The organism is Mesorhizobium sp. M0019 (assembly GCF_040323975.1).
GTDB lineage: Bacteria > Pseudomonadota > Alphaproteobacteria > Rhizobiales > Rhizobiaceae > Mesorhizobium.
The window spans coordinates 33,659-56,768 of sequence record NZ_JAMYVK010000031.1 but is presented as its reverse complement, the minus strand read 5'-3'; the positions used below and the strand labels follow the sequence as shown (position 1 = coordinate 56,768).

Below are 23,110 nucleotides of genomic sequence, written 5' to 3'. Positions count from 1 at the left end.
CCGTTAAATGTATGCTGGCAGGCGATCAAGGCGTGATGTTGCCCTGTCGGGGGGGCGAGTAAAATGCAGACTGTGATGAGTCAAAAGCTGGCAAGCTATGGCCAGTGGACCTACCGTGGTGCCTGGGCCCTAGAGATTGCGGCCGCAGCGATTGGTCTTACGACAGGTGTAGCATTAGGCGTACAAGCGTTTTCTGCAAGCGAGTCTGTCACTGCAATGGATTTGACGCTCGCCAGTGCACCCTTTCTCATGGTGGCAATCGCGGAGCTCACCAAGATACCGATAGCTACACTGCTTTTCAGCGCGTCTTGGCTCTGGAAGCCCATAATCTTGGTCTTCCTCCTGGTTCTTGCAGGCATCACTTTCGAAACTGTCTTTATGGGGATGGAGAGGGCAGGCGCATTGCGTCAGCTGCGTTATGAGGAGCTCGTAAACAAGATTGATGCCCTTGAGCAGGAAGCGACAAAGCTCGCCTCTGCTGACGAACTTGGTCGAAGAGCCGATCAGGTCGATCAAGCCCGTTCCGAAATTGAGCAGCTGACCTCTCTTGCAGAAAAATCGCGTGCGACCTCTCAGTCGCAAATTGCCGAGGCCAATGCGGAATTGGAGGGAACGACAGCCCTTACTCCAGAGGCCTCGCGTGTTCGCGATCAAGTGGATGAGAAAAATGCTGTTCGATCGGCGCTGATTCAACAGCGTGATCGCGAAGTTAAAGACGCTGTCGATCAGTTTGAGCGCCAACGCGACAGCTTTGTTGAACGTATCAAGATGGCGCGCGATTCAGGCGACAGCGACTCGGCACGCAGGCTAGAATCGGAAGTGGCTAAACTTGCCAACCCCCGCACGAAAATTATCACCAAGTTCGACACTCGGATTGAGCCGCTCGATCAAGAGATTGCTGCGCTGCGCGAAAATTTCGATCGTTTGCGGGCAAATAGCCCTCCTATGACTACTGACCAGAGGCAGAAGCTTGTCGATAGGCGTTCGTCTCTGGAGCAAACGCGCGATAGTGATGCCGCGGCTTGGCAGCGTCGATTGGATGAAGCGGGCAAACGGCTCGCAGATGCCCAGGCGGCAGAAGCCAACAAGGCAAACACCTCGGCGCAAAACCAGGTCAGACAGGACCAGATTGCCAAAGCCCTCAGCGCCTTGGCCAAGGAGCGGATCCCAATGGCGCGGACAGATCAGGTCCGCCGTATTGCCTCACGGTGGTACGGCAGCAAACCTGAACTGGTGACTGAGGCACAGGCCGGAATAATCTCTGTGATTTGGTTCGGCTCGCTCGCGCTCATCGCCGCGCTCGCGGGACCAATTACGGCAATGGTCGCTCTAGCGCTCCAGCGCATTGCCGCCCGAGAAGAGGACAATTCAGACAGCAAGACTTCCAGGCTGCTCCGCAGAATGCTTCTGAGTTGGCGGTGGCGCCGAATTCGAACGATTAAGGTACCAGTCGAAGTTATGGTCGAGAAAGAGGTTGAGAAGCGGGTTGAGGTGCCTGTGGAAAAGGTGGTCAAAGAGATCCTCTATGTTCCGCTCTTCACCGATGATCCCGAAGTCCTTCGCAAGGCCCTCGACCAGGATTTGCCGCCTGAGGTCTCAGACCTCGTGACGGTATCAATGAAGGGTCGCAAAAGTGCTCGTCCGGCATAATACCACCCTGCTTGAGCAAGCCGTCGATCTCGCCGTCAAAAGGTCAGCGATTCCAACCTTGCAGGCTCAAGCCGCGGCCCAAGAGAAGACAGCCCGAGCGACCGCCTTTCGCCGAATGGCGACTGGCGGAGCCATTGCAGTGGCGGCGGTCGGGATTGGGCTAGGCATCAATCTTGGTCTATGGGACAAAACCTTGCCGGAGCCGGCGGCTTTGCCGACCATAGAGCAGCCAAGCGATCTCACCTCCCCAAAAGATGAGCCGCCTATTCCTGTTCCAACTCCAAAGCCAACTCAGGAGCAGGCGCCCCAGGCTGACGTCCCTACCAAGCCTGACGTGGTGACCGTCGACTTCAACAAGTTCGCCACCAAGAACGTCGAGTTCCAAGGCACCACTTGGGAGTTAATCACAGGTCACCACTTCAAGGATGAGAACGACCAAACCTGGGACCGAGCGTGGTGTTACTCTCGGCGGAGTGTGAACGGCGTAGACGTAAATGTATCATTGGCAGCTCGTTCTGCACCGACAGCGCCACCAGCCGGGCCTGGCGCTGCTGCTCAGACGCTTCAGTTGGTCGGCCTTAATGATTCATCCGCCGTCGATCTTGCAACAAGATGCGCGTGGCTGGATGGTCGCACATTTGCGTCTTCAGACATCATTCCTGACTCGTCACGAGAGCAGGCCGCAACTGTCCCCGCGGAAACTCCTGCGACAGAGGTCGATCCAGATAGTGGATTTGTTGTCGTGTCCGGGTGGGACGCGATCGGAAACGACCTGCCGGATATGCCAATTAGGAACGTGAGTTCTGAGCAGTGTCAAACCGCCTGCGACACCGACTTCAGGTGTCTAGCGGTTACTTATAACACAAAATTTCGAGCTTGTTTCATGAAAGGGGACGCATCGCTACTGGTCAAAAGCGAAGAGTCGATCATGGCCGCAAAAAAAGTGGTCGAGAGCAATTTGCGCTACTCGAATTTGGTGTTCGCCACAAAAACGGAAATTTCTGGCAACGCCTATTGGACCTCTCCGCTCCGATATCCAGACTGCATACTGCAATGTGCAAACGACAAATCCTGCTTAGGGTTCAATTTCCGCAAAAAAGAAAGTGCGTGTGTCCTTTTCAACAGCATAACCCAATCCGCTGATAACGCAGCGGTCGCATCTGGCATCAAGAGCGTCGCCAACTAAAGTTGAAGCGAAGAACCTATCCTCAAGGAGCGATTGAAACCAAGCCGCTTGTCAAAGAAAGTGGCTAGCAAAATTCCACGATAACCTTTGGGTTAGCGGCAGGAATGTTCTTCCATTGTCGTCGGCGCATTGCGGGACCGTCTGACTGAATGTCAAAATGGGGCCCGTGAGCGGACTGTCCGGTGCTGGCTTCGATATGCGATAGTTTGACGTTCGCCTCCCAACTTCATTGTCGCCTTTTGGGAGCTTCCGTAAAAGCAGGCATACCTACGCCAGCGCGGGACTCGTATCGATTGCAGTCATCTCCGAATGAGAGCCTAGGAACAAAACAAAAACAAGGATGTGGATAACTGCTACTGAGCGTTTTTCTTCGACAAACTCGTAGCAAGAATCTTAGATAATAATTGAGGAACGTGGGAGCGGGATGATACGGGATACGGTTTTTATCAGCCATGCGACTCCTGACGACAATATGTTCGTCAGGTGGCTCGGCGCGCGGCTGAGCGGGCATGGATATCGCGTCTGGGCAGACCTGTTCGAATTGAAGGGAGGGACCCCTTTCTGGGTCACGATCGAAGAGGCACTGCGCCAGCGGGCAATCAAAGTCATCTTCGTCGTTTCCCGCCAGAGCGTAGACCCAGCGCGATCGGGAGTCCGCAACGAGCTCTCGGTCGCGGATGCTCTCAAGAAATCCTTGCGCGATCCAGATTTCATCATTCCGGTGCGGGTAGATGATGTCCCGTTCGGCGAATTTCCGATCCAGGTCCACCAGCTCAACGCAATCGACTTTTCGCGCGATTGGGGCGCCCGATTTATCGAGCTGCTGGATACTCTTGAGGCGGCCAACGTTCCGCGGAATCAGAACGATCGCACCGCCGAATTCGAGGCCTGGCGAGACGGTTTTACCAGCAAAGCCGTTTTCGTCGAAGAGGCCGAAGAACGGGTCCTGACTAACTGGTTGCCCATCGCGGCGCTGCCGAGTTCCGTGAATTTCTACGAGTATGCGGGTTCCGAAGATGTGATCAGGAAGGCGTTGCAGGGTGCGGGGCTGCCGCATCGGCCTTTCCACAGGCTAATCATATCTTTTCTCGACCTGGCCAGCCTGCAATCCAGCATGCCGCCGTCCAACACGCTCTTGTTCCGGGCACAGGTGCCGCTGGCAGATTTTCTGTCAGGCAAGACGGCGGCTGTCACTTCACCGCGCGCTGCGGACGCGCGAAATATCGCCACCCATCTTCTGCGCGAGCATGTTGAAAGCCATCTCGTTAGCCGCGGGCTCAAACGTTACGAAACGTCGTCCGGCGCCGCATATTATTTCCCCAAAGGTTTGGTCACGAACGACAAGGTCGCGTATCTGGCCGCGTCGGGTAAAGCCGCGAGGAAAAATGTCGTCGGCCGGAGCGAGCGACATAAGGTGTTCTGGCATCTAGCCATGAAGGTCAACCTCACACTGGGCGAAACGCCATTCGTGCGCTTCAAGCCCTATATCTGCTTTTCCGAAGAAGGCCTCGCTGCCATCGCCGATGCAAAGAAGACGTCGGCGATCCGTCGGCGGTTCTGCATGAACTGGTGGAACAAGCACTGGCGGCAATTGCAGCAGGCTTTCTGCGCGTTCCTTGTCGCTGACGGTCAGAACATCCCCATCAGCCTTGGCGCTCAGGGGTTGGTCCTGAACGGGTCCCTGCTTGAGCTGCCGGCCGCGCGCCGGATGTCGGACGATCTGGCGCTGTTGGAACCGGAGGATGCAGAAGACCCCGCCGAGTCGGAAATTGACGAGTACGGTGATGACGACTTCTTACTTGAGGAGGCCGACGAGGATGCATCGGAGGCGGCGGAATGAAAGGGTGGCGTCTGGTCCATATTGACGAGCCGCAGCTGGCATTCGGTTTTGGCCAGAAAGCGGAACATCCGAAAGATGGCCTGTTCCTGTTCGGCCCGCCGGCCTCCAACCAGAATCCGGCACGCATGGATATCGGCATCATCGGCACCACTCGGGCGACGGCGATCTATGAAAGCTGGGTCCAGTCGATCCAGGCGACGATTGCCGAAGCGGAAAAAGGGAAACCCGAGAACAAGATGATGTGGCCAGGTTTTCAGGCCGTCTTCGGCATTCCTTGGCCCGCCAAGCCCTTCGCCTTTTGCCAGATCGACGGCGCAGAACTCAGCCGCCGGATACGCGGCGCTGACCGCCATGAGGCGATCTATAAGGCGGTTGACCTGTATGAAGAAGCCCTGCGCCGCTACATGCGGGAAGAAGAAGCACGGCCGCAGCTATGGTACGCGATCGTTCCCGAGGAAGTCTTCCGTTACGGGCGGCCGCAATCGAGTGTACCACGCGATATTCGCGAGCCCGCAAAGGGAGGGCTAGGTAAGCGTGTAGCGCAAAGGATCCTTCGTGAAGGTTCCCTCTTTCCCGAAGAGGTCGAGGCCGCTGCAATCTATGAGTACGAGCTCAATTTTCACAACCAGTTGAAGGCGCGGCTCCTCGATACAAAACAGGTGATCCAAGTGGTTCGCGAGACGACGCTCGCGCCGCTCCTCGCTGAAGAAGACAGCCGGCGATCGTTGCAGGATCCCGCTTCGGTCGCATGGAATCTCACCACGACGAGCTTCTACAAGTCCGGCGGGCGGCCGTGGCGTATCGCCGATGTGCGCGAAGATGTCTGTTATGTCGGACTGCTCTACAAGCTGATCGAAAATGCCAAAGGGCGCGACAATGCCTGTTGCGGCGCTCAGATGTTCCTTGCCAGTGGGGATGGCGTCGTTTTCAAAGGCGCGGTGGGCCCTTGGTATTCACAGACCAACGACCAGTACCAGCTCTCGAAGGCGAAAGCAGCCGAACTCATGGATATGGTCGTCAAGGCTTACAAAGAGATGCACGGTAATCCGCCCGCAGAGCTTTTCATCCACGGCCAGGCAGCCTTCGGCGACGATGAGTGGTCCGGCTTTGCAAGCACGGTGCCGGAAGGCACCAAACTCGTCGGCGTGCGCATCAAGAGGCAGACCGAGATCAAACTGTTTCGCTTTGGTGACCGTCCCGTATTGCGGGGGACGGCCATGATTGCAGGGACCCGAAAGGCCTATCTTTGGAGCGCCGGATTCACACCTCGTCTCAACACCTATCCCGGCCGGGAGGTGCCCAACCCGCTCACCGTGGACATCGTTCGCGGCGAGGCTGATATTGAACGCGTTCTCGCCGACCTTCTGGCGCTAACCAAGCTAAACTTCAACAATGCCGGATTCTCGGATGGACTCCCGGTGACACTGCGGTTTGCGGACTTAGTCGGTGAAATTTTGACAGCCGGGCCAACCGACAACACACCGCCGCTACCATTCAAGTACTACATCTAGGTCTGTCTTTGGCCCATGGGATATCAATTCCAAGAGCGCTGACAGGTGCTGAAGTAAATACTGGCCCGACCATTGGAGCTTCGTGCCAAGACGCGCGGCGCGTGAAACAGGTGAGAAAGTGCAGCGGCTTTTTCCGACACTCGATCAGATATCTCAGGAATATGTCCTCGTTCAGGCTTGGAAAAAGGCGGCTGGCTACATCCGCTATCACAACTGGTTCTCCGACACCCTAGAGCTCGACCGGGCCGCCGCGGACCTTCCGAATTTCATATCCCGACTATCGAGGCGTCTCCGATCGGGACATTACGAAACCGACGAGCTGAAACTCGTTCCCGCTCCTAAGAGCCAGCGCTGGCAGCTCGACGCCCAGGGGCTCTGGAAACCCACTCGATCCGGACCAACGAAGACGCGGCCGCTCGCCCACGTCTCGCTAGCCGACCAGGTTGCCGCGACGGCGCTTCTCCTTTGCCTGAGCGAACGGGCTGAAACCGCGCAAGGAGACCCTCGTGGGAACGTCGGATCCCCCGCAGTCCGACGGTCAGTGATGTCCTACGGCAATCGGCTATTCTGCGATCGCGCGGAGGCAGGTGACCGCCTGGTCCATCGTTGGGGCTCCTCCAAGCTCTATCGCGCTTATTTTCAGGATTACCGGTCCTTTCTCCACCGGCCAGAATTGGTTGCGGCAACCCTCGTTGACGAGGATCGAATCCTGATCGTCCAGACCGACCTGAAGCAGTTCTATGATCGGGTGACGCCCGAACTTCTAAACTCCAAGATTCGGACGCTGCAGGCTCCCGACGACGACGGGGGGTTCTTCGATCTTGCCAGCCAAGTGCTCAATTGGTCTTGGGGCGGCGCCGATCAGCGCCGGTTCGAAAGCTACAAGCAGGGTGCCTCGATACCAGAGTTCGACGGCGTCTCCCTTCCTCAGGGGCTAGTGGCAGCCGGATTCTTCTCGAACATAGTGCTTCTGGCTTTCGACCAGACCGTGCTGGGCCAGCTTGGGCGGGAGATAGCCAACGGAGTCTGGCTCCAGGACGCATGTCGGTACGTCGACGACATTAGGCTAACCATCACCGTGGCGCCTGGAGTTTCGCAAGCAGAGGCTCAGACACGCGTTTTTGCCTGGCTGCAGGAAACGCTCACGAACACCAGTCCAGCCCTGGAACTCGCTCCCGAAAAGACCTCCACGGCCTCGGTGGGCGGCGAGCAGACGCCTCTCGTTCGCCAGTCCCGAAAGATGGAGCGCATTCAGACTGCAATCTCCGGCGGGTTCGACGCAAGCGGCGGTGAAGAAGTAATACAGGCGATCGAAGCGCTGGTCAGGTCCCAACTGAATCTCAATGACACCGAGCGGGCGTCGGGCCCTGCTAGCCTGAGGGCAGTGCCTGACGTCAAGGACGAGACGATCGGCAGGTTCGCCGCGGGTCGCTTTAGAAAGACCTTCCGTTCTCTCAGACCGCTCCTCGACGATCGCCCCTTCATGGATCTCCCCGAGTTCGGCGAAGAGACGTTCCGGCGTACCCGGCTTTCGCAGGCGGAACTGGACGATGAAGCGCACGCTTTCGCACTGATCCTCGTTGAGCGGTGGATTTCCGATCCATCCAATGTGCGACTGCTTCGTGTCGCCCTGGACCTTTGGCCCTCTCCCGAGATGTTGGCCGAGGTGCTAAAGCTCATCGATCCCTATCTGGACGGGCTTATCAAGACGGCCGGCAGCCGTCGGATCGCCTATTACTGCCTCGCGGAGATCTTTCGTGCTGGAGCCACGGAGACCGGCTTCGTCGATGATCTCGAATGCCTTCCGGCTTCGGTTGATGTCGCTGGATACCGGTCATTTCTCCTGAAGTCCGCAATCCGGGTGGCCAACGGCGAAGCGACGCAGGTACCATGGTACCTCACCCAGCAGGCTCTCCTCTACATTGCCGTACATAACCCTCAGTCGATACGTCCGCCCAAACTTCTGAAGACCAATCGACAATATTGGAGGCTCCTCTCCTTCTTGACGGGAAGACGAGAACCATCGTCGGAACGGGAATATGCGATACTCGCAGTCGTCATCCGTCGGTCTTTCTTGGGCAAAGGACAGGCTGTGGAACTGGTCGGAAGGACGCTGACTCCGGATAGGTTTGCTGAGATTGCTGCCCGGGACATCGAATTCGCTCGGGACCTGTTCCGCACCGTCGACCGGCAATTCACCATGCCAGCGGGAATCGCCGAGGATTTGGGGGCCATCGAGTGGTCGAGTTCGCCCGACATGCATTCCTTGCAGTCGTACGTTCAGGACAAGGGACCGCTGAATCCGCTGCGAAACGAGATAGGCGTTCTGAGCTTCGCCGAGAAGTTCATCGAGCATATCGCGCAGGGAAACGTGCCGGATGTCGTAACGCCCTCCACAACGCAGATCGCGGTGAGTGATGTCGGGAAATATGTCCGTGTGGATCAGGTAGTCTTCAGATCCGCTCAGATCACCCAAGCCTACAGGTCGATCTACACGGCTCCCTCATGGGCCCCGGACTCCCAACGCTGGAGGTTTCAGCTCGGTTATCTGATGCGCTTCATTTTGACGGCTAGGATAGATTTCAGCCTTCCAGTTCGGCCTTCGTCGTGGAGGGAAGCAGAGCCCGTCTATCGACCCACAAGGGGGCATTGGTTCCAGAGGCAGTACGGGTTCTACAATGGACACGAGGCGTTCGGCGACGACTGGCTTCCAATATCTCAATTCACACAGGATCTTCTGTTCGACCTTCTGATCTGGCCGGGCTGCCGCACCAGCAAGTCCGAGGCGGATCAGCTTTCTCTTGGTGAGACAGCATCTCGGATCCGCGCCGCGCTGACCAACGCCTACGCCGCAGTCGGCTCGGCAACGGGCACGCTTATGCTCAAGGTGAATGCGCCGATCCCGGGTACGGCACTTAAGGGTCGGCCGCTCAGGGCATGCGTCGTCCAATCGATCATGCCCGAGAAGAATGATTTCTCAACGGCCGATCTCGAAATGCGCTCGCGCGCTGTTCGGCGGAAACACCGGAGGCATCTGTCGACGGCACTGGCCGCAGTGGAAAAAATGCTGGACCTGCGCGAAACCCACAAACCAGCGAACAAGCGCCTGGACTGGCTGATCCTACCAGAGCTGTCGGTACATCCGGATGATGTGGCCACTCACCTCATTCCGTTCGCTCGAGCGTTCAAGACCGCTATTTTGGCCGGAATGGTCTACGAACGCGTCGTTCCTGGCCAGCCGCTGATCAATTCCGCTCTGTGGATCATACCGAGAATGGTGGAGGGTCAGGGCCTGCAGACCATCATCAGGCGGCAAGGGAAGCAGCACCTTTCTCCGATGGAGCTGCCGTTCAATTCGCCAGTTGAATTGGTAACTGGATTCCGGCCGTGCCAATGGCTGGTCGGGTACGAATGGTCAAATAATCCGGCCAGTGATCCGCTGTGGCTCACAGCGTCCATCTGCTACGATGCAACCGATCTGAGATTAGCAAGTGATCTTCGCGACCGGTCAGACGTTTTCGCGATCCCGGCGCTGAATCTCGATGTGGGCACCTTCGATCAGATGGCGCAGGCGCTGCACTATCATATGTACCAGCTCGTCCTGATCGCAAACAACGGAGCCTATGGAGGAAGCAACGCCCATGTCCCCAAGGGGGGAGCCTATGAGCGACAGGTGTTCCACACCCACGGTCAGCCCCAAGCCACGATATCGTTCTTCGAGATCGATAACATCGAAGGCATGAAGGGGCGGCGTCTGCTTGGCGAGGGTAAGCAAGATGGCTGGAAGTATCCGCCCGCAGGCTATTTGCGATAGAGAATGCGAGGTGCAGACACTACAACGCGATTCAGAAGGTCAATACGAACCGCTTCCCGACGTCCGGCTCAACTCCAGTCAAACGAGCGCGCGCCAATAGAGTCGCGGCACACCTGCGTATGCTCATTCGGTCATGGACATGTCCGCTTCCGGCGTCAGTACGAACGATCTCGAATGGCTGTTCTGCGGCGCAGAGCCGGCATTGGTTCGGGGCAGATCAGCTCGTCTTTTGTGCCCTATGTTTCGGCTTGCCGCCGGCAAATTGCTTCAATGCATTTGCCCGCCTAGAAAGGTGCCCCCTCGGATTCACTGGTCGCTGTCACTTATTCGGACCCTGAAATTGCCTTCCGCCGGGATTTCTCTGACTTGTCGACGACAGGCAGCCCTTCCTTTCTGGCCTTGGCAAACGCTCGATCGCTCTCCAGGAACTCCGCCAGCATGAACGGGATCAGTTCCGCTACCGATTCGGACTCGCCATAGGTCTGACGATAAAGGGCCGCATAGTCCTTCAGTGCTTGGTTCAGGTCTGCACTTACGCTTATGGTGATCTTCGAAGGTGTCCGATCCGGAAGTTTGCGGAGTTTCAGATTGGTCATGATGACTCCAGTCAATTCGGGTACGGCCGTAGCACAAGATCCTTGTGCACGATGACGCGCAGTGGCCAACCAGGGCGGACGGTGATCGTGGGCTGAATATTGAGGTTCTTCTCGGTGATGCGCTGGCCAGCTTGACTAACGTTCTGCTGAGCGGATTCGCGGATTGCTTTGACCAGGTCGCTTTCGTCTTGCCCGAGGCTCAGCTCCGTGCCGACCCCCAGCAACGTGGCCAGCGCAACGCCTTTCATCAGCTGCCAGGTGTGGAAATCCACCTTGTCCTCAAGCCCGGCATAGCCGGCGGTGTCCGTCGCCGGCAGATTGTCGATTTCGATCGAAGAGCCGTCGGGCAGCAGTATCCGTTGCCAGACCAGCAGCGCGCGCCTTTGTCCAAAGGCAACAACGCTGTCATAGGTGCCAATCAGGCGAGAGCCTTGCGGAATGAGCAAGGTGCTGCCGGTGACTGTGTCGTGCACATTCTCGGTGACCTGTGCGACGATGAGGCCGGGCAAGTCGGAATTGATGCCAGTGATCAGGCTCGCTGCGATGACGCTGCCGGCCATCAGCTGATACGGCGAAGCCGGCGTCTGCAGTGCATGCAGATTGTAGATTCCACTTGTGTTCCGCTGGCTGACAAAATCGAGCTTGCGCTGTTGATTGTTTTGGTCGCCCTCGGCCGGTGCAACGGAAGCTGAATCGCGTGCGGCATCGGATTGTGGAGCCGTTCCATCAAAGGGTGGACGCCCGCCCTGCCCGTTGCCGGCGGCATCCGCTTGCCGGGGTCGATTTTCGATCCGGAAGAAGACTTGCGATTCGCGCGCCTCGATCGCCTGCTGTGCAAGGCGCTGCTCCTCCGCCGAAACCTCCTGGCCCGGCGCGATGCCCAGCTGGCGTTGGTGCTCAAGGATGGGGCGGCCGAGGTCGCCGGGCAGCGGTGGTCCAAGCACCGGAGGCTTGGGCTTGATCCCGGAATAGTCCTTAGGCAGCCTTTCAATTGCCTCCGCGGTTGGCTTCCGCTCAGTGTTGTAAAGCTCTTCAGCCTGCTCTTTGATGCGCAGCGCCGGTCCCTGCAGCGCCATCATGGTGACGCCTAGAACGGTCCCGGAACCAACAGCAGCAATGGCGACAATAATGCCGCGCTTGAAGCGCACAGCGCGGCGAGGCGAGGCCCGCAGCTGCAGCTGTTCTGGATCGAGTTTCGGTGGAGCATCGGAGCGGGAAGTATCCGTCATGGGCCGTCCCTCACCTGCTGGAACGCGAAAAGAGCAATATCCGCCGCGGCGCTTGCCTGCCGTCGGTCCTCGTGATGCGCACCACCTGCTGCTGCTTGGCGCCGAGGCGCAGTTCGGCCGCGGCGAAGAGGCGATCGACGATGTAATAGTTGCCCCGTATGCGGTAGTTGACGAGCTGGTTGTCCCCGTCAGCACCGACGATGAAGAGCGGCGGGGCCTCGCCCTGATCGATGCGGCGCGGGAACTCGATGTAGACCTTGCTGCCATCATCGAACGCGCGCGTCGGCCTCCAGGGCGGCATGTCGCCGGTAATCGAATAGCGGAAGCGAATATTTTCGAGAGCCACATTCGACGCCACTGGCATAGCGGCGTCGGCCTGCGCATTGCGCCGGCGTAGCGCGATGATCTGGTCCTCGCTGTAAGTCCAGGAGATGGCCGCCATGGCGGTCTTATCCGTGCTTTGAAGCTGCAGGTGATAGCTTCGCCGGTCCGTGGTGATCACCAGATTGGTGGCAAGTCCTGGCGCGAAGGGCTTCACCAGCACATGGGTGCGCTGGTCATCGCCGGAGCCACTGACGGTGTCGCCAATTACCCAGCGCACTGTATCGCCGGCCGACACGGATTGGAGTTTCTCGCCTGACTGCAGAGCGATATCGCTGACGCGCTCCGGTGCGGCATAGAGCTGGTAGAGCGCGCCTTCGGCAAAAGGGTAAACCTGCACCGCATTCACATAGCCATATTTGGTGGGTTGCTGCGTCGCCGCCTTGTTGGCATCGGCGACACGTTCTTCAGGCGAGCGCTCGTCTTCAGCAGCCTTGCCCGGCTCGGGCTGCAACTGGCCGGGCAGCGGCAGCGGTTTCGGCAATTCCACGACTTTGACGGGCTTCTCCGGCGCCTTCTCAATCGCCGCCGGCTTGAAGTCAGCATGGTCATAGGAAATCTGCGGCGGCGGCACCGGCTTCGAGGCACAGGCGGAGATGACCGCAGCCAACGCCGAGAGGATTAGCGCAGTGCGGAGCGACGAGAGTCTATTTATCATTGGCGGGCTCCTTTGGGGGAACGGAAGTCTGCGCTGCACTGTCGAGCTCGCGCGACCAGTCGATGGCATTGATGAAGACGCCGAGCGGGTTTTTGCGCAGCTGATCGGTATTGTTCGGCGGCCGGATCACAATGGTGAGGATCCCGGTCCAACGCGTTGTGCTGGCGAGGCTGCCGCGCTCAAAGACCTGCTCGGTCCATTTGACTTGAAAGGAGCTGTCGGACGCTCGAACCACGCTCGTCACCTGCACCGAGACGCTGCGCGTGCCGATCTTGCCGAACGGGTCGTTGGCCTTAGCGTACTCGTTGAGAAAGAGGGCTCCACGGTCGGTGGCAAAGTCGTAGGCCGAGAGCCAATTCTGCCGCACCAGCACCGCATCGGTGGAAACAGAGCGGACATTCTGGATGAAGCGGCCGAGATGCCAGGCGATCTGGGCATCGGTGGGCTCGTAGTCCCGGATTGCTGGGGCGACGGCGCGCGCCTCGCCGAAACGATCTACCTCGACGACATAGGGCACGACGCGGCCCTGCATCGACTGCCACAAGAGTCCACCACAGAGCCCGGTGGCCAGAGCGAGGCAGCCGAAGGCCATCAGGCGCCAGTTCCTTGCCTGCACGCGCGCTGTGCCGATGCGCTCGTCCCAAAGTTGGGCGGCCTTCTGGTATGGTGTGACGGGGTGGGGCGTCTTCCCGTAGCGTTGAACAGGTCGCTTGAAGAGCATCTAGTCTTCCTTGTCATTGAGAGAGGGGTTGGCGCCGCTTCCACCCTGATCGCCATCACGGACGGCCTGCGTGGCGGCGTGGCGATGGGCGCGCGCGGTCTGTTCGGAACGCAAGCGCCTCGCCCACGCCGGCGCGGCATTGGCACCTGACGCGGCAGGGTTTCCGGTCATTGATGCGGTCGGCGTGCCGCCCGCCGCGGTCCAGGCGGCATCGCGGCTGGCATCGGCGCTGCGCCGGAATGGTTCTGTTGCAGATCGCATTCCCCGCATCGCGGCGCCGGCAGCTGCGCCGGCAACGCCTTGCAGTCCAGCAGCTACGCCGGAGAGGCCGGACTCGGGCGATGTTGCACGCCCCATCTGCCAAGCTGTGGAAGCAGCCGATCCCATGGCCGTGCCGGCTCGAACGGCGGCGAGACCGCCGCCGGTTGCCATGCGCGCGCCGGCAAGCGCCGCACCTCCGGCAACGAGCGTTGATCCGGCGGCCGCCGCGGTGGTTCCGAGTGCGGCTCCCGCGCCAAGCTGCGGCGCGCCCGAGACAAGACCCGAGGCAATTCCCGGCCCGAAAATGCCGAGCCCAAGCAGCGCCAACGCGCCCAGTACCTGTGACATGGCCGCGGCCAAGTCCGGCTCCTTGCCTTGCAGCGCGGAAGCGAACTCGCCGAAGAGCGTGGAGCCGATGCCGACGATGACAGCAAGCACCATCACCTTAATGCCCGACGAGATCACATTGCCGAGCACGCGCTCGGCCAGAAACGCCGAGCGGTTCCAGAGCGCGAAAGGCACTAGAACAAAACCGGCCAATGTGGTGAGTTTGAACTCCAGGATGGTGATGAAGAGCTGAATTGAAAGAATGAAGAAGGCGATGAGGACCAGGAACCAGGCGAGAAGCAGCACGAAGATGGTCAGCGCGTTGCCAAAGATCTCGGGGAAGCCGACTAGCTGGCTCGCTTGATTGAGCAGCGGCCAGGCGCCCTCGAAGCCGGCCGCGGCAATGCGGCCTGGCCGCAGGAGACTGTCGGCGGACAGATTGCCGGCCGATGCGTTGATGCCGAGCCCGGCAAAGGAATGGTAGATGATGTCGGCGAGGTTCTTAAAATTGTTCAGGATGAAGGCGAAGGCGCCGACATAGAGCACTTTTCGGACAAGCCGGCCAAGAACATTGGGCTCGCCGCCGAACGCCCAGACCAGGCCTGCCAGCGTGATGTCGATGCCGATCAGGATGGTGGTGAGAAAGGCGACGTCGCCGGAAAGCAGACCGAACCCGCTATCAATATAGCGGGTAAAAGTCTCCATGAAGCGATCGATGACGCCGAGGTCATTCATGTCGCCGCCTTCCTCGTTGTCTTGAAGAACTGCTGATCAGTTGCCGGGATAGGCCGTACCGGTGCCCAGGAAACGCTTCGTCGTCTCGCGGGCGGCTTCCTCGGACTGCGCCTTGCGGGCAGCATCTTCGGCTTCAGCCCGGAACTGGGTCGCGAGCAGCGTCTGGATCTGCATCTGCTGCTTGGTCGAAAGCGCGATCAGCTGATTGGTGGCCTGGCTTGCCTCAAGGGCACCTGCCGCGCCCTGACTGCGGTTGACGAGGTCGGTAAGCAGGTCGCCGTCGGCCCGCACGTTCTCCACGATCTGCGACTGCGCACTCATGGTTTGGCGGAACGCCTGCATGGCGTTTTGCCAGCGCTCGCGCGCGGCGCTCGCCACATCGCTGACCTCGATTGTGGCGTCGTAGCTTTCCGGATATTGCACACGCCACTGGTTCTGAAGCTTGTCGAGATCGAAGCTCAGGCCGCTGGCCTGGGTCATCAGGCCGTCGATCCGTTGGAGCGAACCTGTGAGCTGGCCCACGGAAGAGAAATCCAGGCGCTGAAGGTTGCGCGCCATGTTCTGCAGCATGGTCGCCTGGTTCTGAAGCGACTGGATCTGGTTGTTTATCTGCTCCAGGGAACGTGCCGCTGTCAGCACGTTCTGCGCATAATTCGACGGATCGAACACGATTAGGGCGTGGGCCGGCTGGACGTAGTCGGCCATCGGTTTTGCGATTAGGGAAACGGTGATCAGGCTGGTGAGAAGGCGGCGCCGCATCATGACGATTGCTCCTTGTCTGGTTGAGGGAATTGCTGGAGAAGCTCGGCAGCCCAATCGAGGCCGCGCGCACCCAGGAACCGGGCGGCAAAGCTGTCCTGTCCGTGCTCCGACAGGACCCTGTCGATCAGGGTCTGCGTGGCCGGGTCGGAGGCTCCGCAAAGCGCAAGCGTGATCGGGCCGAGCCCGAGCTCGAAGAGCCGGTTGCCGCGACGCGACTGCAGATAGTATTGCCTCTTCGGCGTCGCACGGGCGACCAGTTCTATCTGCCGCTCGTTCAGACCAAATCGCTCATAGGCCACCCGCGCCTGCGGTTCCACGGCACGGTCATTGGGAAGAAAAATGCGCTGGGGGCAGCTCTCGATAATCGCCGGCGCGATTGTTGAGCCAGCAATGTCAGCCAGCGACTGCGTGGCGAAGATGACCGACACGTTCTTCTTTCGCAGCACCTTCAGCCATTCACGGATGCGGGCGGCAAAGAGAGGGTTGTCGAGATAGACCCACGCCTCGTCGAGCATCAGCAGCGTCGGCCGTCCGTCGAACCGCTCCTCGAGACGATGGAAGAGATAGGTGAGCACCGGCAGCACAGCGCCTTGGCTGTGCATCAGCTCTTCGGTCTCGAAGCACTGCACATCCGACAAGGCCAGCCGATCGTCATCGGCGTCGAGCAGACGCCCGAACGGGCCATCGAGCGTGTACGGCATCAACGCGGATTTCAGCGCATTGGACTGAAGCAGGACCGACAACCCAGTGAGCGTGCGTTCCTGCGCCGGCGCGGTGGCAAGGCTGGTGAGGGCCGACCAGATCGCCTCCTTCACCTCCGGCGTGACGGTGACATTCTCATGGGCGATGAGGCCGGCGATCCATTCGGCTGCCCAGCTGCGGACAGCCTGGTCGTTGACATTGCGCAGCGGTTGGAAGGCAAGCGCACCGTCCGCACCAAGCGCATGGTGCTCTCCACCCGTGGCGAGTGTCGCCGCGCGGGCCGAGTTGCCCTTGTCGAAGACATAAACCTGTGCGCCGGCATAGCGGCGGAACTGCAGAGCGATGAGGGCAAGCAGAACCGACTTGCCGGCACCAGTTGGACCGACGATCAGCATGTGACCGACATCGTCGACATGGGTGGAAAGCCGAAACGGGGTCGCCCCGCTGGTCTCGGCAACAAGAAGCGACGGTGCCTCCATCCGGGTGACTTTCGCGAGATGCTCGTTTGTCGCCGGACCGGCCCAAACCGACGATAGCGGCATGAGATGGGCAAGGTTCAATGTATGAATGAGCGGCTGGCGAATGTTGGCATAGACATGGCCGGGCAACGAGCCGAGCCACGCCTCGACCGCATTGACGCTTTCACGGATTGTGGTGAAGCCGAGTCCGTTGACGATGCGCTCGACCGCGCGAAGTTTCTCCGCGGCGGCTTGGTGATCCTCGTCCCATACCGTCACGGTAGTGGTGAGATAGCCGAAGCCGACATGATCGCCGCCCAACGCCTGAAGTGCTTCGTCGGCGTCGAGCGCCTTGTTGTCGGCATCGCTGTCGACGAGCGGGACCGGTTCGTTGGTCACAACTTCGCGTAGGATCGCGACGATCGATTTGCGCTTGGCAAACCACTGCCGCCGCAACCGGGTCAGTGTCTTGGTGGCTTCCGTCTTGTCGAGCGGGATGAAGCGCGTCATCCAGCGATAGGCGAAATCTTGATGGTTAAGGGGATCCAAGATTCCGGGCCGGGTGAGGCTCGGGAAGCCGAGAATGGTAAGGGTACGCAGATGCTGCTCACCTAGCATCGGCTCCAAGCCGCCGGTGAGCGGTGCATCGACCAGCACGCCATCGAGATATATCGGCGTCTCCGGGACGGTGACAGGATGGCGGCGGGGCGAGATTGTGCCGTGTAGGTAAGTCAGCGTCTCGGCATCATCGAGAGCGCGCACTTCGGGCATAAAGCCCGACAGGAGATCCAGGACGCGGTCGGTCTCATCACGAAACCGCGCCAGTTCCTGGCGCCAGTCTCTTACGCCCTGGGAATGACGAAAGTCGACGAGTGCGCTTTCCGCCCGCGCTTGGGCGTCTGGCGGCGGCATAAATAGCAAGCTCAGGTAATCGCGGCTCTCGAAGTGCTCGACCTTGCCCTCGAAGGCCGCACGCCGTTCTTCATCGACCAGCCATGAAGCCGCGTCGGGAAAGCGCGAATTCGGATAGCCCAGCGCTTCGACGCGCTCGGCTCCGAAGAACAATGCCCAGCCGGAGCCAAGCCTTCTCAGCGCATTGTTTGCCCGCGCGCAGATGCCGACAAGTTCGGCTTCCGTCGCGCTTTCCAGATCGGGGCCGCGGAACCGGAAGGTCCGTTGAAAGCTGCCGTCCTTGTTGAGAACGATGCCCGGAGCGACCAGTGCGGCCCAAGGCAGATGATCGGCAAGCCGATCGGCCTTACCGCGATACTCCGAAAGGTTCAGCATGCAAGCCACCCCTTCAGGCGAAGATGACGGACAAGCACGCCGGCGAAGTCCGGATCGCGGCGAGCGGCAAAGACCGCGAGCGTGTGGCCGGCGATCCAGAGCACCAGCCCGGCAATCCACTGCTGCAGGCCAAGGCCTATTGCCGCGGCCACCGTGCCATTGAGGATCGCCACCGCTCGCGGTGCGCCGCCCAGCAGGATCGGCTCGGTCAATGCCCTGTGAACGGGAACCTCGAAGCCTGCGATATGCTGCTCTCCGGTGGCCATCAGACGAGTGCCCCGCCGCCGAAGGAGAAGAAGGAGAGAAAGAAGCTCGATGCCGCGAAGGCGATCGACAGGCCGAAGACGATCTGGATAAGCCGGCGGAAACCGCCTGCCGTGTCGCCGAAGGCGAGCGTCAGGCCGGTGGTGATGATGATGATCACCGCGACAATCTTGGCGACCGGTCCCTGCACCGATTCCAGGATCTGCTGCAGCGGCTGTTCCCATGGCATGCCGGAGCCCGCTGCGTAAGCTGGGGCCGTAATAAGAAACGCGAGCGCGGTGGACGAAAGAAAGCGAAGGTTCTTGCGCATGAGGTGACCTTTCAAAGCTGCTGGAGTTGCGAAAGCGTGAGCGGGGCGACGACGTAATCGCCGCTGCCGTCGAGACCGGTGACCTCGGCGATCGCGTCGATGCGGCGCGAGGATCCGCGCCCGGCGATGAACACGATCAGATCGATGGCATCGGCTATGAGGCGGCGGGGAACGGTGACGACGGCCTCCTGGGCGAGTTGCTCGATCCGGTAGAGGGCGGAGCGCGCCGAATTGGCGTGAACCGTGGCGATGCCGCCGGGATGCCCGGTGTTCCATGCCTTCAGCATGTCCAGGGCCTCCGCGCCCCTGACTTCGCCCACGATGATGCGGTCGGGTCTGAGCCGCAGCGTCGAGCGCACGAGATCGGCGAGCGTGACCGACCCCCGCCTCGTCCTCAAGGCGACGCAATCCTTCGCCGCGCATTGCAGTTCGCGCGTGTCCTCGATCAGGATCACCCGCTCGTCGCAATCGGCGACTTGTGCCAGCAGCGCATTGGCAAGTGTTGTCTTGCCCGACGACGTGCCGCCGGCGACCAGGATGTTGCGCCGCTCGCGCACCGCCTTCCTCAGGGCATCGGCCTGCACCTGCAGCATGATGCCATCGGCGACATAGTCGGCCAACGTGTAGAGTTTTGCCGCAGGCTTTCGGATGGCGAAGCATGGCGCCAGCACGACCGGCGGCAGCAGACCCTCAAAGCGCTCGCCCGACGGAAGTTCGGCACTGACAATCGGATTGTCCGCATGCGCCTCGTCGCGCACGTGTGACGCGACCAGGCGAATGATGCGTTCCGCCTCGGACGGGTGCATATGCACGCTGGTATCGCCCCGGCCTTCACCCAACCGGTCGAGCCACAGCGCACCGTCGGGATTGACCATCACCTCAATGACGGTCGGATCGGCAAGGGCTTCGGTGATCGCCGGGCCCATGGCGGTGCGCAGCATGGCGCGGCGGCGATGCTCGGCTTCTGGATGAGAACTCATCCTTCCCCTCCCCCACGATTGTCTTTGCCAAGAGACCGTTTCCCAGAAGCGAGCTGGTGGCCGACCTGTTCGACAAATTTGTCGAAACGCTCCTGGGCAATCGCCTGCGTCGCCCTGTCCGGGACCGGCGTGTGCGCATGAAGCGTGATCGAAAATCGGATGAAGAGCGCCAAGCTCTCCAGGATCACCTCGACATCGCGCCTGACATGGCCGAGGTCGCGGGAAAGACGGTCGAGCCTCACACCGTAGCGCTGATCGAGCTCGTTCTCACCGCGCCGCTCGATGAAGGCCTCGACCGCCTTTGCCACGATCGCGGATTTGGTGGTCGAGGGATCACGACTGAGTTTATCCAGCCTCTTGCTCAACTCGAGTTCGAGCAGAAACTGGTGGCGAATGCGGTGGGGCTTCATGAAGCTCGTTCCAACTGACCGACGCTGATGCGCCAGCAGGAACAAGCATCGGCCAGACACCCCAAATTGCTTATGGCCGTTATCTACGCTGAGATGCGCTCTGCCTTTGAGCGCCGTTCAGAAGCCGGGCACGATGTCCTTGTCGTCGCCCATTCCCTCGTTGAGGCCGTACGCACGTGCTGCGGTGGAAATCCGGTCCATCACGCGTTGGTCGGCAGCCGCCTCGCTATCATCGTCAGCAGGCTTGAGCAAATCCTCCTGATCAGGCTCTTGGGCAAGGAGGGGATGGTCTTCGGGCAGACCTGGATGACGCTGCTGCTGGAGACCGCCGTCCTCTTCGATTGCTGCGCCGGTGCTGTCGCCCTCGGCAGCAAGACGGCGGTCAACGCCGCGCACCTGTCCGACCCAATCGTCCGGGCGTGACGCAGGGGAGTCCGCGTAGGGACCCTCGCGTAGCGCCGGCGAAGGCAGCACCCGTTCGGTGAAATTCTGATCCTGGTAATAGCGCAGTTTCTTCGCGCGGATCGGCGGCAACCCCGAAACCAGTATCAATTCGTCTTCCTGCGGCAGCTGCATCACCTCGCCCGGCGTCAGCAACGGCCGTGCGGTTTCCTGGCGGCTCACCATGACGTGCGAAAGCCAGGGCGCCAGCCGATGGCCGGCATAGTTGCGCATGGATCTGAGCTCCGTCGCCGTACCGAGCGCGTCCGAGATACGCTTGGCCGTGCGCTCGTCATTGGAGGAAAAGGCAATCCGCACATGGCAATTGTCGAGAATGGCGTTGTTCTCGCCATAGGCCTTGGAGATTTGGTTCAACGATTGCGCGATCAGATAAGCGCGGATGCCGTAGCCTGCCATGAAGGCGAGCGCAGTCTCGAAGAAGTCGAGCCGACCGAGCGCCGGGAATTCATCCAGCATCATCAGGAGCTGATGCTTGCGGCTCTTCTTTGGATCCCCCTCCAGCCGCTCGGTCAGCCGCCGGCCGATTTGATTGAGCACCAATCGTACCAGTGGCTTGGTGCGCGAGATATCCGACGGCGGCACGACCAGATAGAGCGACATCGGTCGCTCGGCATCCACAAGGTCGGCAATGCGCCAGTCGCAGGCCGATGTTGCCGCGGCCACGGTTGGATCACGATAGAGCCCGAGAAACGACATGGCGGTCGAGAGAACGCCTGAACGCTCGTTCTCTGACTTGTTCAGCACCTCACGGGCCGCCGACGCCACAACGGGATGGGCCTCAGGCTTGTCCGCCGCGCCGAGGTGGTTGGTCATCATCATCTGCTGCAGTGTCGCGGCAAATGAGCGTTGCGGGTTCGACAGGAAGGTGGCGACGCGGGCAAGCGTCTTTTCCTCTTCGGCGTAGAGCACGTGCAAGATGGCGCCAACTAGGAGTGAATGACTGGTCTTCTCCCAATGGTTCCGCCGCTCCAGCGCGCCTTCCGGATCGACGAGAATGTCTGCGATATTCTGAACGTCGCGGACCTCATCTGGACCTTTGCGCACTTCCAGCAGCGGGTTGTACCGCGCCGATCTCGGATCGGTGGGGTTGAACAAAAGGGAGTACGAGAACTTCGACCGCCAGCCGGAGGTCAGCTGCCAGTTCTCGCCTTTGATGTCGTGAATGACGGTCGAGCCGGTCCAGGAAAGAAGCGTCGGAACGACCAGTCCGACGCCCTTGCCCGAACGTGTCGGCGCAAAGGCCATGACGTGTTCCGGTCCGTCATGGCGCAGATAGCGATCCTTTAGTTCGCCAAGGAAAACGCCGGCCGGCTGAAACAGCCCTGCCTTCTCGATCTCCCGAGTCGCGGCCCACCGTGAGGAACCATAGGTGGTGACCAATCCGCGCTGCCGCGCGCGCCAGAGGGAGCCAGCTATCGCGGCGGCACAGCCTAGGAACCCACTGGCTCCAGCAAGCATGCCGGCCTTGTCGAAAACCTCAGGCGCATAGGCGTCAAATTGAAACCACCATTCGAACAGTTTCCACGGCTTGTAGACCGGCCAGGCCGCCGCGACAAACCATGGCGCGCCGAGTGGCGGCTGATAGGAGAGCATGTGGGCGCACCATTGGGTTGCAGTCCACACGCCAAGAATGACAATTGCGAATACGACAGCGATCTGCCCAATCAGCAACTTCGTGGGTGTCAATGGCTTGCTCCGCTCTTCTGGGCAGACGGACCAAACATCGCGCCGAGCGATGAGAATTCGAACGGCCTCTACGTGCGACTAGGTGCGATGACAAGGTTGATAGGTATTGTTCAGCTGCGAACAGCGAAAATCCGCCGCAGCAACCTATCGGCGTGCCAGGTACGCGGTTTGGTTGCAGAAATGTTGGCATCTGCGCGGGGCACATTGAAGAAGGCTGTGTGTGGTGAGGAAGGCGCATCCGGGCCACGATGATGCCAAGCGTCAGGGGACTGGCACCCGGTGCTTGATGCCGTCCGGCGTCGGGGACAGGCCATCTGGCAGGCCTTGCCGCTAGCCGAGCAGCGCCGCGTGGTGCGTCATCTTCGTGCGCTGTGGGATGTGCATCGCTTCCGCGTTGCGCCACAGATCGCGGCCGTGCTCGATCGCCGCGTTGCCGAGGGCAGGCTTGCCTATCGCGCCGCATCGATTGTCGGCGCCGAACAGGCAGACGGATGCATTCGCGTGCGGCAGCGGCTGCGTGGCCAACGCAGCCTCGTTGTCGATGCTTTCGACAGTGTGATCGTGACGACCGGACCGGCGCACGCCGATGTCTTGCGGACCAACACAGCGATTGCGGCGCTCGAGCGGATGGGATTGGTCCGGCTCGACCCGATTGGTCTTGGTTTGGAGACCGACAGTCAAGGCCGTGCGGTCGGCACATCCGGGCGCCCGACCGACAGCATTTTCGTCAGCGGGCCACTGGCGCGCGGCAGCGTTGGCGAATTGATGGGAATTCCCGAAGTCACCGCGCATGCCGAGCGCATCGCCGCTGAAATCGACGAATGGCTTGGATATCAAACGGCGTTGCGCCACAAGGTGTCATGAAGCTGCAAACACGATA

18 protein-coding genes are annotated in these 23,110 nt (G+C 60.3%); 7 read left to right on the top strand and 11 right to left on the bottom strand.

The genetic code is table 11. From position 1 onward, the window contains the following. Positions 1-63 precede the first annotated feature (63 nt). The 5 genes from NKK47_RS21700 (at position 64) to NKK47_RS21680 (ending at position 10,001) form a co-directional block, all read left to right on the top strand. Positions 64-1,650: a hypothetical protein gene (locus tag NKK47_RS21700; protein ID WP_352474457.1), complete on the top strand. Its 1,587-nt coding sequence runs from the start codon at positions 64-66 to the stop codon at positions 1,648-1,650. Further along, a complete protein-coding gene (locus NKK47_RS21695) occupies positions 1,634-2,836 on the top strand; it encodes a PAN domain-containing protein (protein WP_023680065.1) in 1,203 nt (400 codons plus the stop codon). Before NKK47_RS21700 ends, NKK47_RS21695 begins: the two co-directional genes overlap by 17 nt. 424 nt (positions 2,837-3,260) lie before the next feature. Continuing rightward, entirely contained in the window at positions 3,261-4,676 is a 1,416-nt protein-coding gene (locus NKK47_RS21690; RefSeq protein ID WP_352578207.1) for a toll/interleukin-1 receptor domain-containing protein, read from the top strand. After that, a complete protein-coding gene (locus tag NKK47_RS21685; protein WP_352578206.1) occupies positions 4,673-6,187 on the top strand; it encodes an argonaute/piwi family protein in 1,515 nt (504 codons plus the stop codon). Before NKK47_RS21690 ends, NKK47_RS21685 begins: the two co-directional genes overlap by 4 nt. 118 nt (positions 6,188-6,305) lie before the next feature. Further along, a complete protein-coding gene (locus tag NKK47_RS21680; RefSeq protein WP_352578205.1) occupies positions 6,306-10,001 on the top strand; it encodes a hypothetical protein in 3,696 nt (1,231 codons plus the stop codon). A 323-nt stretch (positions 10,002-10,324) separates the two neighbouring features. On the opposite strand, the gene NKK47_RS21675 is transcribed toward NKK47_RS21680, so the two are convergent. Genes NKK47_RS21675 through trbB form a run of 10 tightly spaced genes read right to left on the bottom strand, consistent with a single transcriptional unit; the run spans position 10,325 to position 19,672 of the window. Then, complete coding sequence (locus NKK47_RS21675) at positions 10,325-10,597, bottom strand: DUF2274 domain-containing protein (RefSeq protein WP_352578204.1); 273 nt, start codon at positions 10,595-10,597, stop codon at positions 10,325-10,327. A gap of 11 nt (positions 10,598-10,608) precedes the next feature. Next, positions 10,609-11,826 (bottom strand): TraB/TrbI/VirB10 family type IV secretion system protein, encoded by a 1,218-nt coding sequence (locus NKK47_RS21670; protein WP_352578203.1) that lies wholly within the window; start codon positions 11,824-11,826, stop codon positions 10,609-10,611. Between the two features lie 10 nt (positions 11,827-11,836). Next, positions 11,837-12,865, bottom strand: coding sequence for a P-type conjugative transfer protein TrbG (gene trbG, locus NKK47_RS21665; RefSeq protein WP_352578202.1), 1,029 nt, complete (start codon positions 12,863-12,865; stop codon positions 11,837-11,839). Next, positions 12,855-13,586, bottom strand: a complete 732-nt coding sequence (gene trbF / locus NKK47_RS21660; protein ID WP_352578201.1) for a conjugal transfer protein TrbF — start codon at positions 13,584-13,586, stop codon at positions 12,855-12,857. The genes trbG and trbF overlap by 11 nt, the downstream gene beginning before the upstream one ends. After that, on the bottom strand, positions 13,587-14,909 hold the full coding sequence (trbL, locus tag NKK47_RS21655) for a P-type conjugative transfer protein TrbL (RefSeq protein WP_352578200.1): 1,323 nt from the start codon (positions 14,907-14,909) through the stop codon (positions 13,587-13,589). It abuts the gene before it with no gap. 36 nt (positions 14,910-14,945) lie between these two features. Continuing rightward, entirely contained in the window at positions 14,946-15,671 is a 726-nt protein-coding gene (trbJ, locus tag NKK47_RS21650) for a P-type conjugative transfer protein TrbJ (protein WP_352578199.1), read from the bottom strand. Beyond that, on the bottom strand, positions 15,668-18,118 hold the full coding sequence (gene trbE / locus NKK47_RS21645) for a conjugal transfer protein TrbE (protein ID WP_352578198.1): 2,451 nt from the start codon (positions 18,116-18,118) through the stop codon (positions 15,668-15,670). The genes trbJ and trbE overlap by 4 nt, the downstream gene beginning before the upstream one ends. Next, the gene (locus tag NKK47_RS21640; RefSeq protein ID WP_352578197.1) at positions 18,112-18,384 is read right to left on the bottom strand and encodes a VirB3 family type IV secretion system protein; all 273 of its coding nucleotides are present in this window, start codon (positions 18,382-18,384) and stop codon (positions 18,112-18,114) included. The genes trbE and NKK47_RS21640 overlap by 7 nt, the downstream gene beginning before the upstream one ends. Continuing rightward, positions 18,384-18,692 carry a TrbC/VirB2 family type IV secretion system protein gene (locus NKK47_RS21635; protein WP_352578196.1) on the bottom strand — a complete coding sequence of 103 codons (309 nt, stop codon included), beginning with the start codon at positions 18,690-18,692 and terminating at the stop codon, positions 18,384-18,386. The genes NKK47_RS21640 and NKK47_RS21635 overlap by 1 nt, the downstream gene beginning before the upstream one ends. Positions 18,693-18,703: 11 nt before the next feature. Further along, the gene (gene trbB / locus NKK47_RS21630) at positions 18,704-19,672 is read right to left on the bottom strand and encodes a P-type conjugative transfer ATPase TrbB (protein ID WP_352578195.1); all 969 of its coding nucleotides are present in this window, start codon (positions 19,670-19,672) and stop codon (positions 18,704-18,706) included. A 56-nt stretch (positions 19,673-19,728) separates the two neighbouring features. On the opposite strand from trbB, the gene NKK47_RS21625 reads away from it, so the two are divergent. Next, positions 19,729-20,100 carry a hypothetical protein gene (locus tag NKK47_RS21625; RefSeq protein WP_352578194.1) on the top strand — a complete coding sequence of 124 codons (372 nt, stop codon included), beginning with the start codon at positions 19,729-19,731 and terminating at the stop codon, positions 20,098-20,100. Between the two features lie 99 nt (positions 20,101-20,199). On the opposite strand, the gene NKK47_RS21620 is transcribed toward NKK47_RS21625, so the two are convergent. Beyond that, positions 20,200-22,230, bottom strand: a complete 2,031-nt coding sequence (locus NKK47_RS21620) for a conjugal transfer protein TraG (protein WP_352578193.1) — start codon at positions 22,228-22,230, stop codon at positions 20,200-20,202. Between the two features lie 279 nt (positions 22,231-22,509). Between NKK47_RS21620 and NKK47_RS21615 the strand changes: the two genes are divergently transcribed. Further along, positions 22,510-23,094 carry an FAD/NAD(P)-binding protein gene (locus NKK47_RS21615; RefSeq protein WP_352578192.1) on the top strand — a complete coding sequence of 195 codons (585 nt, stop codon included), beginning with the start codon at positions 22,510-22,512 and terminating at the stop codon, positions 23,092-23,094. Positions 23,095-23,110: the final 16 nt, after the last annotated feature.

Excerpts from the sequence above, each read along its gene's own strand:
- NKK47_RS21700 (WP_352474457.1), top strand. The coding sequence starts at position 64 with ATGCAGACTGTGATGAGTCAAAAGCTGGCAAGCTATGGCCAGTGGACC.
- trbB (WP_352578195.1), bottom strand. The coding sequence starts at position 19,672 with ATGAGTTCTCATCCAGAAGCCGAGCATCGCCGCCGCGCCATGCTGCGC.
- NKK47_RS21635 (WP_352578196.1), bottom strand. The coding sequence starts at position 18,692 with ATGCGCAAGAACCTTCGCTTTCTTTCGTCCACCGCGCTCGCGTTTCTT.
- trbJ (WP_352578199.1), bottom strand. The coding sequence starts at position 15,671 with ATGATGCGGCGCCGCCTTCTCACCAGCCTGATCACCGTTTCCCTAATC.
- trbG (WP_352578202.1), bottom strand. The coding sequence starts at position 12,865 with ATGATAAATAGACTCTCGTCGCTCCGCACTGCGCTAATCCTCTCGGCG.
- NKK47_RS21670 (WP_352578203.1), bottom strand. The coding sequence starts at position 11,826 with ATGACGGATACTTCCCGCTCCGATGCTCCACCGAAACTCGATCCAGAA.
- trbE (WP_352578198.1), bottom strand. The coding sequence starts at position 18,118 with ATGCTGAACCTTTCGGAGTATCGCGGTAAGGCCGATCGGCTTGCCGAT.
- NKK47_RS21640 (WP_352578197.1), bottom strand. The coding sequence starts at position 18,384 with ATGGCCACCGGAGAGCAGCATATCGCAGGCTTCGAGGTTCCCGTTCAC.
- NKK47_RS21675 (WP_352578204.1), bottom strand. The coding sequence starts at position 10,597 with ATGACCAATCTGAAACTCCGCAAACTTCCGGATCGGACACCTTCGAAG.
- NKK47_RS21690 (WP_352578207.1), top strand. The coding sequence starts at position 3,261 with ATGATACGGGATACGGTTTTTATCAGCCATGCGACTCCTGACGACAAT.
- trbL (WP_352578200.1), bottom strand. The coding sequence starts at position 14,909 with ATGAATGACCTCGGCGTCATCGATCGCTTCATGGAGACTTTTACCCGC.
- trbF (WP_352578201.1), bottom strand. The coding sequence starts at position 13,586 with ATGCTCTTCAAGCGACCTGTTCAACGCTACGGGAAGACGCCCCACCCC.
- NKK47_RS21685 (WP_352578206.1), top strand. The coding sequence starts at position 4,673 with ATGAAAGGGTGGCGTCTGGTCCATATTGACGAGCCGCAGCTGGCATTC.